A 13,728-nucleotide genomic window follows, 5' to 3' on the forward strand; every position below is an offset into this window, starting at 1 on the left:
AAGGAGGAAGACGATGAGGCGAAACGGGACTGTATTACTGATCGGGAGCATACATTTTGACCGACCGGATAACGGAGACTTACTTCATGTGCAAGGCATGTCGATCCTGACACCGGACCGGCAAAAACAAATTGAGGACGTATTAAATGTCCTGTCCGACTTTCGTCCGACGAAGATCATGATCGAAACTCGTTCTGAACATCAACGGGACTTGACGCAGGAATACAAGGCCTATCGTGCCGGGCAATTGACGCTGACCGCCGATGAACGGCATCAGCTTGGTTTTCGTCTGGCGGCTCAAATGAATCTTACCGATCTCCTGGCGATTGACTGGAATCAGATGCTTGACGGAGTGCCGTCGCTCGGTCAGCTGAGAGACGAAGAACCGGAACGATTTGACGAGATTATCGCAAAAGAGACGGAACGGATGCGACAGATGGAGTACGAGTTTTCTGAACTGCCGTTACTGTCGTTTCTACATAAAATCAATACAGACGGACGGACGCGGGAGATGCATCAAACCTATTTGACACTCGCCTGTCTTGGAGTGTCGGGGATGGAATGGATGGCCCGGTATTGGTATGCCCGGAACCTGATGATCTTTAAAAATATCCTGACACAGAGCGAAGGGCCCGAGGAACGGATTGTTGTCATATACGGATTGGCACATGTGTACTTGCTCCGGCAACTTCTGACGGATTGTGATGAGATTACGCTTTTAACACTCGACGATATCATTTAATAAAGGAGACATACATATGTTATTTCATTATCATCTTTGGACACCGTTCGTTGAAGAAACGGAACGGTTTTATCAGCAACTCGGTTTTCAGGTGACACAACGGATTGGTAAATACGAAGGCGCGTTCACCTCGTTTGATCCTCCGCTCGATTGGGACGATTTCCGTGAGCAACAGATTTTGTTTCGGATCATCGAGATGAAACGGGGGGCCATCAATATTACGTTTGGTTACGGAAAAAAGGTGATGTTCGATCATATCGGATTTCTCGTAACGGAAGCCGACCGACTAAAGGTAATCGACCGGGCGGAAGGTCTGGGACTGACAGTTCAGGCAAACGAACGCCGGACGTTCATCGGAACGCCGTTTGGTTTCCGGGTTGAATTGCAGACCCATCCGGATGCCGTCGAGTCAGAAACAGGGGACCAACTCCTGCAACTTGGAATCGCGACACCAAAGCCGGGACTTGAGCCGTTATTGTCTCAGTTACTGGATCGGGCGGTTCCGGAAATCACGACGTCTGTCTCGCAACGGATGCATGCCAGGAAGGCTGTATTTTCCGGAACACCTGCGCTATCGTTGCAAGATCCGAACGGTCTCGAAGTCCGGACGGTGAACCCGCTTGCGTTAATCAACGGACGGATAGAGGACCAGAACCTTTAAAGGTGTCGCATCTGTCAGCAAACGCTCAAAACATTCGGCTAAATCGTTGGAAGCAACTGTTTGCTCGAACAAATGTTCGAGACGGGGAACATGCGGTGCCGTCTTGAAAAACCATGCGGCATGTTCTTGGTAATCCCATCCATCACTCGAACCGACGAGCCGCAACTCCTTCTCGTAAAAAGCCGGTGTCAATGACAGTGTTTCATGATTCCCGTCTGAAAGAATGCAAAGCTGTCCATGGGGAACAAGTTTTTCCTGTAATAAGACGAAAGCGTCCTGTCGTGCGGAACATTCCAGTGCATGTGTAAACGTCTCATCAGTGTCTGAGTATAAAGCATGCGCTCCGAGTGACAGTGCAAGCGATGAGCGGACGGGATCAGGGTCAAAGACGACGATCCGGTCGACATGATAGAAGTGCCGCAGATAGAAGACTGTCAGCAGTCCCATGACACCCATTCCGGTCACAAGCACCGAATCTGTCGTTCGTGGCGCTAATTTCCGTACGCCTTTCGCGGCATCGCACGATAAGATGTTCAGTAACGCAAGTTTAGGGGATATGCCGTCCGGCACCGGGATCGCTTTGGACTCCTCGACAAGGGCAACATCCTGATGACCGTAAAAAGCGAGTAAGCGGTCGCCGACTTGAAAGCGGGTGACGTTGTCACCGACAGCGAGGACGGTGGCATAACTTTCGTAGCCGGTCTCTTTCGGATAGACAGGAGCCGGATCGGTCGGGTCGTCGCCCCGGACTTGCGGCAGTTCAGCCCCGATGCTGATTGCACCGGCAATCGTCCGGACAAGCAGTTCGTGTGCCTGTACCGGAGGAAGATGATGTCTGGTCCAGGTGAGAGACCGGGCTGCCGTGACCTGTAATCGGTGTTGATGCATTAAAAAAACCTCTTTTCTGAAAAAATTGTCTTCTTCTAGTATAAGGTAAATAATCCCTTATCCAATTAAAAATATGACAATTTTGTAAGTTTTAAACTGTTGGGTGAGGATCCATTTCCAATTCAAGATATGTTATTCTGAAAAAAAGATGGAATCAGAAAAGGATGTGGTCTTCATCGAACGAATCGAAATGTCCATCCATCGTGGATTAGTAGAGTTGAAAAGTTTAGATAAACGGATTCAAAAAGCGCAGACGAAATCGTTTATCGGTGTGCAAAGTGGCAATCAGGCACCGGCGGGATATCCGTCTGTTGTGGTATTTGCGGAAGAAGCGAAAGCGAACCTTCAGTCAGTCCGCGATTTAATGGAACGCCGGAACCGGATCAAGTCTGCTATCACGGCATCGAATGCCGTGACGATCGTCCGGATGGAGGGGCGTGAGATGACTGTCGCGGAAGCGATTGACCGTCGGGATACAGGCCTTGTGTATGAAAGGCAACTGTTGCAGACGTTACGCGAACAGCTCCGACAAGTCGAACAGACGATTGAAACGGAACGGCAAGACGTCGTACGGCGGGCAGACAGCCATATCGAAGCGACATACGGGTCACGGGAACAAGGGAATGCGGACGAGATGGAAAAGTCACGCCGTCTGTTTCTCGAGCGGCTGGAGCCGAATCTGATTGATCCGTCAAACCTGCGTCAAGTCATGACTGAACTCGATGAGACGATTAATATGTTTGAGACGGAAGTGGATTTTACGTTATCGGAAAGCAATACCGTAACGAAAATTTTCGCCTGAGGAACATCCCCTGTTTGCCTGATACTCCTGTGACCAAACACGCTTGTTTTGTGCGATAACAAAACAACGGTGCGCTGGCACCTCACATCGGTTCCGTTGAGAACCAGAAGTGAAAGTTCAACGTTGACAGCTCAACCGACAACGAACAACGCTGAACGCTCAGAGAATGAAAGTAGAACCTTTAACGAATAAAGAACGATCAAATCCACGAGATAATGGTAATAGAGAGGACTTGTTTGCTGCCTCTAGGAGTACCGCGTGGCTGGGCCGACAGGGGGCTTACATAATAGCCGACAGGAGAGGATGAGGAAGATGTTGAATGGGTATTTAATGATGCTTGATATCCCGAATCTTGCGCTTGCTGCACTCATTATCGGTATCGTTTTGACTGTAAGGTACGGACGACTTTTTGTTCGCCGAGACATCCCGGTATCAAATAAACGATTGGCAGCCGTTCTGTACGGTTGCTGTCTGTTCGGTTTGGGCGGGACTGTCCTGGTGTATACGTGACGAGACAACCTTTTTTGAAGCGGAGATCTCCGTTTCAAAAAAGGTTTTTTTGTTTCCATCACGAAGGAGATAATGTCAGTGGAATTGAAAAGAAGGAGGAACTGAACATGGATGGATTATTAAAACGCCGAATCGGAGCGGGAGTTGTCGACTTAGTTGTCCAAGGGATGGTTTCCGGTCTGCTCGAGAAAACGGTATTGAAGCGGATTAAGAACAAGGCAGTGCATTCACTTATTACGGAGCCGGTCGTTAATTTTTTGATTGAGACGGTCCAACTGTCAACAGGTAGCGGACAAACCGTCGGGCAACGTCTGTTTCAAATTCAGGTCGTCAGCGAGAACGGCCAGCCGCTCGCCGTCAAACAGATCGCGAAACGGATTGTGTACCGGGAGACGATTGCGCCGATTAAAGGCTGGAAAAATCGGAAAGTATATCTGCGAGACGGATCGATCCTGCCGGAAGATGAATTTGCCGGGACCCGGGTCATCCGGAAAATCAACTAGGTTCGCGGGTGGACTCGTAAAAACAAATCAAACGGAGGAGGATGACAGATGCACAGTCTGCTGTCCTCCTCTTGCTGTGAAATCAATACGTCGTGCTGAACGAATAAGTCGTCTCGTGAAAGGAGGGAATTGGACCGTTAATGAGAGATGACAGAAGGAAATCGGTTGAATCAAAACAAATACCGGAAAAAAAAGTATCGGTATGATGCGCTGCTGTAGACAACACAAAGCCGGGCTGGGAAGTTTCCATTGTCATCCAGCGGCCGCTTACGGCTTCATGAACAGAGATGACCGGTTGTTGATGAAATAAATAATAGGTATCGGCAGGAGACCTTGAAAACATCTTGTCTAAAAAGAAACGGTTCAGACGACGCCCTAACCGAAAATCAAAGGGTGTTCCTTTCGTCTGTTGCAAGCAGGGATTAATCGACAGCGCCGGTACAGGGTGGATGAAACAAGAACTGGAAAACTTTAAATCATGTTTTGTAATACTAGCTTTTAAATTACCGCTTAGGTTAAAGAAAATAGGAAGCGACAAAGAGAGGCGAAGCGGCTGGTTGGTCGTCGCTGTATAACGGAGAATCAATTGATTGCTGTTAGTCAGTACATAAAGAACGTTGATTGCGATCACCTGTCCGTTGACAGCGATTTCCGCCGACAGACGAAGTCCGGATTCTTGTGTTGTCGAAAACGGTTCAGCTGTGAATAAAAGTTGATGTAATGCCAGATCGATTTCGTGAACGGAACCGGACGACGTATCATACAACCGGCCGGATAAACCGCGAGGAATCGCAGGAACCGTTACTAAAGAACAGTCAAACATAATATTTTCGGGATGACCATTTCGGTCAGGTACGATCAAACGTTCAATGCTTCCTCCTTTGCTTGCAATCTCGACTTCCATTCCCCGATCATTGTTCAAACGATATCGTGCCGACCGGTCTTTTTGTGAATTCATCCGGACCTGCAATTTCTTTCCTCCTCTTTTCGTGTGAAATTAAACCCTTTTTAACGGTATAATACATATACAATAATCAAATCAGTAAAATTATTCCCTTTTACTTTACCACGCATAAAATATTTTAATCTATTTATTTACTAAAACTTTTTACTTAAAATAATTAAAAAAAGAGGCGGATGCATGATGGCGACGATCAAAGATATTGCAAAAGAAGTGGGTTGTTCGATTTCGACGGTATCCCGCGTATTGAATAATGACCCGACGTTATCAGTGGGAGACGAGACGAGAGCCAGGATTTTTGAAGTGGCGGAAGAAATCGGGTACCGGAAAAAAACACTGAAAACACTCGTGAAGAACATCGCGTTTTTATATTGGCTGACCGATAACGAAGAGCTCGAAGATGTCTATTTTCAAACGATGCGGGTGGAAATCGAAAAAAAAGCACGGGAAAACAACATCGAATTGACGACCTACAAACTCGAAGGCGGGATTGAAAAAATCCCGTTGGATATCGACGGATTCATTGCCGTCGGTTCATTCATGAACCGGGAGCTGGAATATTTGAGAGAACTGACACCGCATGGCGTATTCATCGACTCTACACCGGATCCCGCGCATTACGATTCGGTTCGTCCGGATCTTGCGCAAATCACCCGTCAGGCAGTTGAAGTGCTGGTGGAGCAAGGTCATGAAAAGATCGGGTTTATCGGCGGCACGTATCATAACCTCGATACGGACGCGGAAGAGATGGATGGACGGGAGCGGGCGTTTCGTCAAACGATGGAGGAACGTGACTTGTTGCGGGAAGATTTCATCTTTTGCCGGCGGGGATTTTCGGTCGACAATGGACATTACTTAATGAATCAGGCGGTCGAACAACTTGGGGAAGAGTTGCCGACAGCGTTTTATGTAGCGGCGGATCCGATTGCAGTCGGTTGTTTACAAGTCTTGAACGAGCAACAGATCGAGATTCCGAAACGGGTCAGTCTGATCAGTGTCAATGATACAAGTATTTCGAAATATGTGTCGCCGCCTCTGACGACGTTCCATATTGACCTTGAGGAGATTTGTCAAAATGCGATTCAACTTTTACTGGAACGTGTGTTAAAGAAACGAAATATCGTCAAAACGGTCTATATCGGTGCGGAATTGATTACGCGTAAAAGCACTTTGTAAATAAATTTAGTAAAATTTTTTACTAAATTTATTTACAAAGTTTTCTTGTGGTGCTATATTTTGATTATTAGAGCGCTTACAAAAAGTGTTTTAATCTTTTCATAATATGATCCACAGGAGGAAAAAGTAGATGAAAAAAACCATTACATATATGACGGTCCTGAGTAGTCTGGCATTGACAGCCTCGCTCGCGGCATGTGGTCCCGGGGAAGAAGCGCAGGGAAGCAAGGAACAATCATCAAACAAAGAAGCGAAGCTGATCGTCTGGGAAGACATTGAAAAAGGTGAAGGGATCAAAGACATCGTTTCAAAATTCGAACGGGACAACGATGTCGACGTAAAGGTCATCGAAAAACCGTACGCCAAGCAAATCGAGGATTTACGATTAGATGGTCCGGCAGGGACGGGTCCCGATTTATTGACGATGCCGGGGGATCAGATTGGGACTGCCGTAACAGAAGGAATCATCAAGGAGATGGATGTTCCGAAAGAGGTCCAGTCGATTTATACCGATGTTGCCCTTGATTCGCAAAAAGTGAACGGAAAACTCTACGGTGTCCCGAAAGCGGTGGAAACAACGGTTTTATACTACAATAAAAAACTGGTCTCAGAAGACAAGTTACCGAAAACACTGGAAGAGTGGTACGCCTTATCGAAAAAAACGACAACCGGGCAATCGTTCGGATTCCTCGCTTTGTTTGATCAAATCTATTATGCCCAAAGTGTCTTAAGTGGATATGGCGGTTATATTTTCAAACAAGATGATCAAGGAAAATACCAGACAAAAGAAGTCGGCCTTGCGAATACCGGAGCCATCGAAGGCGCGTCCTATATTCAAAAGTTCTATAAGGAAAAATTATTCCCGGCAGGCATCATCGGTGAGCAGGGAATCAACGTTCTTGAATCCTTGTTTACGGAAGGGAAGGCAGCCGCCATCATCTCTGGTCCATGGAATGTCGAGCCGTTTACGAAAGCCGGCATTGATTTCGGTATCACAAAACTGCCGGAACTTGAAAACGGGAAAAACATGAGTTCTTTCATCGGCGTCAAAAGTTATAATGTCAGTGCCTATTCCAAACGATCGGAGCTTGCGAGCAAACTTGCGCTTTATTTGACGAATGCGGAAAACTCTAAAAAACGTTTTGAAATCACAAAAGAAGTTCCTGCTGTCAGTGCGTTGGCAGAAGACTCTGCCGTCACAAAAAGTCCAGCCGCACAAGCAGTAGCCGAACAATCTAAATTTTCCGAGTTAACACCGAACGTCCCCGAAATGAATGAAGTCTGGAAGCCGGTTGATGCCGCACTTCAAACGATTGCCACCGGAAAAGCGGAACCGGAAGCAGCGATGAAGCAAGCCGTCAAGACGATTGACGGTCAGATTAAGGCGAAACACGGAACGAAATAACCGTGTTTGATATGACAATGCCTGACAGTCGGATACTCTAATAAAGAGGTGAAGGACGTGCAACATCGGAAAATTGGATTAGTGTTATCAATCATTCCAGGACTTGGCCAACTGTATCACCGGCAATGGATGAAAGGCGGACTCTTGCTCGCAGTCAGCATTGCCTTTTGGATAGCGTTCGCCGATCTGCTCAACATGGGGCTATGGGGAATCGTAACACTCGGAACAGAAGTGCCACGCGACAACTCGATTTTCCTATTGGCACAAGGCATCATCGCGATCATCGTCCTGTTATTTGGGATCGGTCTGTATGTATTTAATTTACGGGACGCCTACCGTAATGGAGAAAAGCGGGATCAAGGCGTCCGACCGGATTCTTTGTGGTCGGATTATCGGAATTTAATGGATCAGGGTTATCCCTATTTAGTCAGCGGACCTTCGTTGTTTCTATTGATCTTTGCCGTAATCTTTCCCATTTTGTTCAGTTTCGCCTTGGCGTTCACGAATTATGATTTGTACCATTCCCCGCCTGCCAAACTGGCGGATTGGGTCGGATTTTCTACCTTTGCTCAAATCTTCACAGTTGATATTTGGCGGTCGACGTTCTTTGATGTGTTGTCTTGGACAATTGTCTGGACCTTGGTCGCCTCGACCTTACAAGTGTCGCTCGGTATTTTTTTAGCAGTACTCGTCAATCAAAAAGAGGTCCAGTTCAAACGTGTCATTCGGACGATTTTCGTCTTGCCGTGGGCGGTTCCCGGCTTTGTGACGATTCTTGTCTTTGCCGGACTCTTTAATGACAGCTTCGGTGCCATCAATCTGGACATCTTGTCTCTGTTCGGTCTTGATCCGGTCCTGTGGTTAACGGATGAGAAGTGGACACGTGTTGCCCTCGTTTTTATGCAGGGATGGCTCGGATTCCCGTACGTCTTTTTAGTGACGACAGGTGTCCTGCAATCAATTCCGAATGATTTATACGAAGCGGCAACGATTGACGGGGCGTCGATGTTTGCGAAGTTTCGACATATTACGATGCCGATGGTACTGATTGCAATGTCGCCGATCATCATTACCCAGTTCACGTTTAATTTCAATAACTTTAATATCATCTATCTCTTTAACGGGGGCGGACCGTCCGTACCGGGTTCCAATGCCGGCGGAACGGATATTCTCGTCTCCTGGATATATAAATTGACGATGCAGTCCGGTCAATATGCGTTAGCGGCCGCCTTGACAATCTTACTGTCGATTTTTGTCATCGCGATTGCGTTATGGCAGTTTAGACGTACGAACGCCTTTAAGGAAGGAGCGTGATCGGGATGGCGACTGGAAACAAGACACGGACGGTTCGTCTGACGCTGACCTATTTGATTCTGCTGTTCGTTGCGACCTGCATCATCTATCCCCTCCTGTGGACGATTGGTGCGAGCTTTAATCCGGGCAACAGTTTAGTCAGCACGTCGATCATTCCAAAAAATCCGACACTGGATCATTACCGGGAATTATTTGCCGGAAAAGAAAGTCTGCAATACGGTCATTGGTATATGAATTCTTTGAAAATCAGTCTCTTTACGATGCTCGGGACGGTTGTCAGTGTTTCTTTTACAGCCTATGCTTTTTCAAGGTTTCGCTTCAAAGGACGCCAGCAAGCCTTGACGTTGTTCTTGCTGTTACAGATGATTCCGCAGTTTTCAGCCTTGATTGCCCTGTTCGTGCTGGCCCAGCTACTTGGCATGATGAATAGTCATTGGCTGCTGATTCTGTTATATATCGGCGGGCAAATTCCGATGAATACCTACTTGATGAAAGGATATATGGATTCAATTCCGGTCGACCTCGATGAAAGTGCCAAACTCGACGGCGCCGGTCATACCCGGATTTTCATCCAAATTATTTTACCGCTCTGTCGTCCGATGCTTGCCGTGGTCGCGATGAATGGATTTACGGGACCACTCGGGGATTTTGTACTGGCTTCGACAATTTTACGGACGCAGGAAGCGTATACGTTGCCGATTGGACTGTTTAATCTTGTCAACGAAGCGATGGGAGCGAGCTATACGACGTTTGCTGCCGGAGCGATTTTGATCAGCATCCCGGTCGCAGTTCTATTTGTCCTGCTGCAAAAACATTTTGTGTCCGGACTGACGGCCGGGGGAACAAAAGGGTAAGAGAGAAAGAACAGCTAAATTGGTGAGTGAGGGAGAGTTTAATAATGGGACGAAAAATCTATACATCAAAGGCCAGACATCTGTTGCACGGCGGGGACTACAATCCGGATCAATGGCTCGATATCCCGGACGTCTTACAGGACGATTTACGGTTGATGCGTCTCGCGCATACGAATACGTATTCCATCGGCATTTTTGCCTGGAGTGCGCTCGAACCGACCGAAAATCAGTTCACGTTCGACTGGCTTGACCGGATAATTGACGATATTCACGCAAACGGCGGACAGGTCATTTTGGCGACACCAAGCGGGGCACGTCCGGCCTGGTTATCGCAAACATATCCGGAAGTGTTGCGTGTCGACGAGCGCCGTGTCAGACAGCTTCACGGCGGGCGTCATAACCACTGTCTGACATCACCGGTGTACCGGGAAAAAACACAACGGATCAATCGCTTATTGGCCGAGCGGTACGGGAATCATCCGGCGCTGTTGATGTGGCATGTTTCGAACGAGTACGGCGGTGAGTGCCATTGTCGGCTCTGTCAGGCAGCCTTTCGTGATTGGCTGAAAGTGAAGTATGAGACGCTCGAGGCACTGAATGCCTCCTGGTGGAGTGCCTTTTGGAGTCATACGTTTGACGATTGGTCGCAAATCGAGTCGCCGTCACCAATCGGCGAAAGTATGGTTCATGGTCTGAATCTCGACTGGAAACGTTTTGTGACCGAGCAGACGATTTCATTTTTTGAGCAGGAAAGTGTTCCCCTGCGCGAGTTGACACCAAATCTTCCCATCACCACCAATTTCATGGCGGATACCGAGGACCTGATTCCGTTCCAGGCCCTTGACTACAGTCGATTCGCGAAGAATGTCGATGTCGTCAGTTGGGATGCTTATCCGACCTGGCACAATGACTGGGAAACAACAGCTAATTTAGCGATGAAGGTCGGATTCATCAATGACTTGTTCCGGAGTTTGAAGCAGCAACCGTTCCTCTTGATGGAATCGACGCCGAGTGCCGTCAACTGGCATCCCGTCAACAAAGCGAAACGTCCGGGCATGCACCTGTTGTCCTCGATGCAAATGATTGCCCACGGTTCCGACAGCGTGCTGTACTTCCAGTGGCGGAAATCCCGCGGCTCGTCGGAAAAGTTCCACGGGGCGGTCGTCGATCATGACCGGTCGGAAGAGAACCGGGTCTTTCAGGAAGTCGCCCAAGTCGGACGGACCCTCGAGCAACTGGACGCCGTCGTCGGCACGACGCGTCCCGCAGAGGTCGGGATTCTTTACGACTGGGAAAACAATTGGGCCTTAAATGATGCGCAAGGGTTCGCAAACGACACGAAACAGTATCCGCAAACCCTCCAGGAACATTACCGCTTTTTTTACGAGCAGGATATTCCGGTTGATGTCATCACGAAGGAACAGCCGTTTGATGCTTACAAACTGTTGATCGTGCCGATGCTGTATCTGGTCAGTGCGACGACCCTGGAGCGGTTGCAGCGTTTTGTCGAACAGGGCGGGACGTTAGTCACGACGTACATGACGGGTCTCGTCGATGAGCATGATTTGGCGTATGCCGGATGGCCGGAAGAACTGCAGACAATCTTTGGGCTGACACCGGCGGAGACGGACACGTTGTATCCGAGCGACCGCAATCACGTGATGTTCAACGGGAAACAGTATGAACTGCAGGAGTATGCGACGGTCATTCAGGTCGACGAAGCGGAGGTCGTCGGCCGCTATACGGACGACTTTTATCGACAGACGCCGGCTGTGACGAAACATCGGCTGGGACAAGGAGAGGCCTGGTATATCGGCGGGCGACTCGAGGCTGCCTTCCAGCGTGACCTGTATACATTACTGACGGACCGTTTACGGATCGAGGCACCGCTCGCGACATCGCACCGTGCGGAAGTATCCGTTCAAGTACGTCGCGGTCAGGAGACGGATTACGGATTCATCCTGAACTTTTCCGAAGTCGAGCAATCCATCGAACTGTTGGAACCGTTGCTGGAATCTGCGACACAAACGGAGATCAGCGGTCAGTTGATACTTGCCCCGTATGAAGTCAAGATGGTCGAACGGAAGAATCGCGATCAAGTATGAATGTAATCAAAACGGCTTTTCAGACAGAAATAACTTCTGTCCGAAAAGTCGTTTTTTGATATGTCCGTTAAAAGACGGTTTTCTCTTGTGGAAAGCTCATCCATTCGAGCAGTGTTTTAGCCGGACGCGACAAGACCGCTTGTTTTTTCCAAATCAAGTAGGTGTTGGCGGTGAGCGCCGGCGTCAGCGGGACGAAGGTGAGTTCACTTCCGCTCGTATTGACGATGCGGTCGAGACACAAAGCATGACCGACTCCTTCCTTGACGAGGAGCGAAGCGTTGAACAGCAGGTTGTATGTTCCGACGATATGGACCGTGTCCCAGTCCAAACCGGTCCGTTCCGCGAACGTCCGGTTTCCTTGGAGTTGTTCCGAAACGATTAACGGGAGGTCCCGTAAATCGTCTGCTGTTACCGTCGCCTGTTGCCCGAGCGGATGATCGCGCCGTGTCAAAATCCCCCACTGATCAGGCTGATTCAGTTTCAGGTAATGATAGGCCTTGACGTCAAACGGTTCAATGACCAGTCCGAAATCCAGAATTCCCTTATCGAGCTTATCCAGAATATCCTGACCGTTCCCGCTGTGTATCCGAATCGTGACGTCCGGATGCTGTGATTGCATTTGTTTGAATGACCGGATGACCGGCAACAGACTTTCCGTTTCACCGCCGCCGATATAAAGTTCGCCACGCAACGTTTCCTCGGTCACAAGATTGGTGACGATTTTATCGGCCAGCGTCACAAGTTCGCGCGCCCGTTCCGCCAAATAGTACCCGCTTTCCGTCAGGACGATGCCTCCCGGAGTCCGGTCGAACAACGGACCGGCCAATTCGTCTTCTAACCGTTGGAGTTGACGGGAGAGTGCGGGCTGGGAAATCCGGAGAATCCGGGCCGCCCGGGTGATGTTTTTTTCCTCGACGACTGCCAAAAAATAACGTAATTGTTGAATTTCCATGACGTCCTCCTATGCGTTTTAGTTATGGATAATGATTTCATATTAGCATTAGACATGGAGGATGGATACTCGTAACCTTGTAGACAAGCAACAACTAAGAGGAGGAATACAAATGAACACACCACTGAATAAAGTCATCGTCATCATGGGCGCGTCAAGCGGAATCGGCGAAGCGACGGCACGACTGCTCGCGTCACGCGGAGCCAAATTAATGCTCGCCGCCCGTCGAATCGAGCGGTTACAAGTCATTCAGGAAGCCTATCCTGAAGCGTATATTCAAATCAAACAGGCCGACGTCACCCGATTCGATCAGGTTGAAGCCGTCGTCGAGGAATCAAAAGCCGTCTACGGACGGATTGATGTTCTCTTCAACAATGCCGGCATCATGCCGACCGCTCCGCTTGCGGCCGGACACCGGGAGGACTGGAAAAACATGCTCGACATCAACGTGATGGGCGTCTTGAACGGAATTGCCGCGACACTGCCAATCATGGAACAGCAACAGTCCGGTCATATCATTGCGACAGATTCGGTTGCGGGACATGTCGTCTATCCGGAATCCGCCGTCTATTGCGGGACGAAGTTTGCCGTCCGGGCAATTATGGAAGGATTACGTCAGGAGCAACGTGAAAATAATGTCAAATCGACAATCATTTCACCGGGAGCCGTGCAGACGGAATTGTATACGACGATCAGAGATCAAGCAACAGGCGAGTCACTGCGTCAAGCGCAACAAGAGTGGGGATTGACGAGCGAAGATGTCGCCCAAGCCGTCCTGTATGCCATCGATACACCGGACCGTGTCTCAATCAGTAACTTAATCATCCGTCCGACGCAACAACAAGTGTGATGCGG

The 13,728-nt window shown here is 48.7% G+C and carries 14 protein-coding genes; 11 read left to right on the forward strand and 3 right to left on the reverse strand.

The genetic code is table 11. The features are described 5' to 3' along the window. Positions 1-13 precede the first annotated feature (13 nt). Both DVG79_RS04710 and DVG79_RS04715 read left to right on the forward strand, forming a co-directional pair. The gene (locus DVG79_RS04710) at positions 14-742 is read left to right on the forward strand and encodes a DUF5694 domain-containing protein (protein WP_114595670.1); all 729 of its coding nucleotides are present in this window, start codon (positions 14-16) and stop codon (positions 740-742) included. Positions 743-758: 16 nt separating this feature from the next. Then, positions 759-1,403 carry a VOC family protein gene (locus DVG79_RS04715; protein ID WP_114595671.1) on the forward strand — a complete coding sequence of 215 codons (645 nt, stop codon included), beginning with the start codon at positions 759-761 and terminating at the stop codon, positions 1,401-1,403. Here the strand turns inward: DVG79_RS04715 and DVG79_RS04720 are convergent. Continuing rightward, on the reverse strand, positions 1,368-2,291 hold the full coding sequence (locus tag DVG79_RS04720; RefSeq protein WP_114595672.1) for a zinc-dependent alcohol dehydrogenase: 924 nt from the start codon (positions 2,289-2,291) through the stop codon (positions 1,368-1,370). The genes DVG79_RS04715 and DVG79_RS04720 overlap by 36 nt on opposite strands. Positions 2,292-2,508: 217 nt before the next feature. Here DVG79_RS04720 and DVG79_RS04725 point away from each other — a divergent pair, with 217 nt between their 5' ends. From DVG79_RS04725 to DVG79_RS04735, 3 genes are all read left to right on the forward strand, one after another. Then, positions 2,509-3,093, forward strand: coding sequence for a hypothetical protein (locus tag DVG79_RS04725; RefSeq protein WP_233494523.1), 585 nt, complete (start codon positions 2,509-2,511; stop codon positions 3,091-3,093). Positions 3,094-3,405: 312 nt separating this feature from the next. Beyond that, the gene (locus DVG79_RS04730; RefSeq protein WP_114595673.1) at positions 3,406-3,603 is read left to right on the forward strand and encodes a hypothetical protein; all 198 of its coding nucleotides are present in this window, start codon (positions 3,406-3,408) and stop codon (positions 3,601-3,603) included. 107 nt (positions 3,604-3,710) lie between these two features. Then, complete coding sequence (locus DVG79_RS04735) at positions 3,711-4,106, forward strand: RDD family protein (RefSeq protein ID WP_114595674.1); 396 nt, start codon at positions 3,711-3,713, stop codon at positions 4,104-4,106. Between the two features lie 82 nt (positions 4,107-4,188). On the opposite strand, the gene DVG79_RS04740 is transcribed toward DVG79_RS04735, so the two are convergent. Continuing rightward, complete coding sequence (locus DVG79_RS04740) at positions 4,189-5,076, reverse strand: aldose epimerase family protein (RefSeq protein ID WP_114595675.1); 888 nt, start codon at positions 5,074-5,076, stop codon at positions 4,189-4,191. A 174-nt stretch (positions 5,077-5,250) separates the two neighbouring features. Here DVG79_RS04740 and DVG79_RS04745 point away from each other — a divergent pair, with 174 nt between their 5' ends. The 5 genes from DVG79_RS04745 (at position 5,251) to DVG79_RS04765 (ending at position 11,921) form a co-directional block, all read left to right on the forward strand. Further along, positions 5,251-6,243: a LacI family DNA-binding transcriptional regulator gene (locus DVG79_RS04745; protein ID WP_114596551.1), complete on the forward strand. Its 993-nt coding sequence runs from the start codon at positions 5,251-5,253 to the stop codon at positions 6,241-6,243. Between the two features lie 130 nt (positions 6,244-6,373). Then, positions 6,374-7,648 carry a galactooligosaccharide ABC transporter substrate-binding protein GanS gene (ganS, locus tag DVG79_RS04750; RefSeq protein WP_114595676.1) on the forward strand — a complete coding sequence of 425 codons (1,275 nt, stop codon included), beginning with the start codon at positions 6,374-6,376 and terminating at the stop codon, positions 7,646-7,648. Between the two features lie 57 nt (positions 7,649-7,705). After that, positions 7,706-8,962, forward strand: coding sequence for a carbohydrate ABC transporter permease (gene ganP / locus DVG79_RS04755; protein ID WP_114595677.1), 1,257 nt, complete (start codon positions 7,706-7,708; stop codon positions 8,960-8,962). Positions 8,963-8,967: 5 nt separating this feature from the next. Beyond that, on the forward strand, positions 8,968-9,816 hold the full coding sequence (gene ganQ / locus DVG79_RS04760; protein WP_114595678.1) for a galactooligosaccharide ABC transporter permease GanQ: 849 nt from the start codon (positions 8,968-8,970) through the stop codon (positions 9,814-9,816). Between the two features lie 44 nt (positions 9,817-9,860). Then, the gene (locus DVG79_RS04765) at positions 9,861-11,921 is read left to right on the forward strand and encodes a beta-galactosidase (RefSeq protein ID WP_114595679.1); all 2,061 of its coding nucleotides are present in this window, start codon (positions 9,861-9,863) and stop codon (positions 11,919-11,921) included. A 67-nt stretch (positions 11,922-11,988) separates the two neighbouring features. Here the strand turns inward: DVG79_RS04765 and DVG79_RS04770 are convergent, their stop codons facing one another. Then, a complete protein-coding gene (locus DVG79_RS04770; protein ID WP_114595680.1) occupies positions 11,989-12,873 on the reverse strand; it encodes a LysR family transcriptional regulator in 885 nt (294 codons plus the stop codon). Positions 12,874-12,985: 112 nt separating this feature from the next. On the opposite strand from DVG79_RS04770, the gene DVG79_RS04775 reads away from it, so the two are divergent. Then, the gene (locus DVG79_RS04775) at positions 12,986-13,723 is read left to right on the forward strand and encodes an SDR family oxidoreductase (protein ID WP_114595681.1); all 738 of its coding nucleotides are present in this window, start codon (positions 12,986-12,988) and stop codon (positions 13,721-13,723) included. The last annotated feature ends 5 nt before the right edge of the window (positions 13,724-13,728 follow it).

This window comes from Exiguobacterium sp. RIT594 (assembly GCF_003339585.1).
GTDB lineage: Bacteria > Bacillota > Bacilli > Exiguobacteriales > Exiguobacteriaceae > Exiguobacterium_A.

Coding starts and splice junctions, on each gene's coding strand:
- DVG79_RS04710 (WP_114595670.1), top strand. CDS start 14: ATGAGGCGAAACGGGACTGTATTACTGATCGGGAGCATACATTTTGAC.
- DVG79_RS04715 (WP_114595671.1), top strand. CDS start 759: ATGTTATTTCATTATCATCTTTGGACACCGTTCGTTGAAGAAACGGAA.
- DVG79_RS04720 (WP_114595672.1), bottom strand. CDS start 2,291: ATGCATCAACACCGATTACAGGTCACGGCAGCCCGGTCTCTCACCTGG.
- DVG79_RS04730 (WP_114595673.1), top strand. CDS start 3,406: ATGTTGAATGGGTATTTAATGATGCTTGATATCCCGAATCTTGCGCTT.
- DVG79_RS04735 (WP_114595674.1), top strand. CDS start 3,711: ATGGATGGATTATTAAAACGCCGAATCGGAGCGGGAGTTGTCGACTTA.
- DVG79_RS04745 (WP_114596551.1), top strand. CDS start 5,251: ATGGCGACGATCAAAGATATTGCAAAAGAAGTGGGTTGTTCGATTTCG.
- ganS (WP_114595676.1), top strand. CDS start 6,374: ATGAAAAAAACCATTACATATATGACGGTCCTGAGTAGTCTGGCATTG.
- ganQ (WP_114595678.1), top strand. CDS start 8,968: ATGGCGACTGGAAACAAGACACGGACGGTTCGTCTGACGCTGACCTAT.
- DVG79_RS04765 (WP_114595679.1), top strand. CDS start 9,861: ATGGGACGAAAAATCTATACATCAAAGGCCAGACATCTGTTGCACGGC.
- DVG79_RS04770 (WP_114595680.1), bottom strand. CDS start 12,873: ATGGAAATTCAACAATTACGTTATTTTTTGGCAGTCGTCGAGGAAAAA.
- DVG79_RS04775 (WP_114595681.1), top strand. CDS start 12,986: ATGAACACACCACTGAATAAAGTCATCGTCATCATGGGCGCGTCAAGC.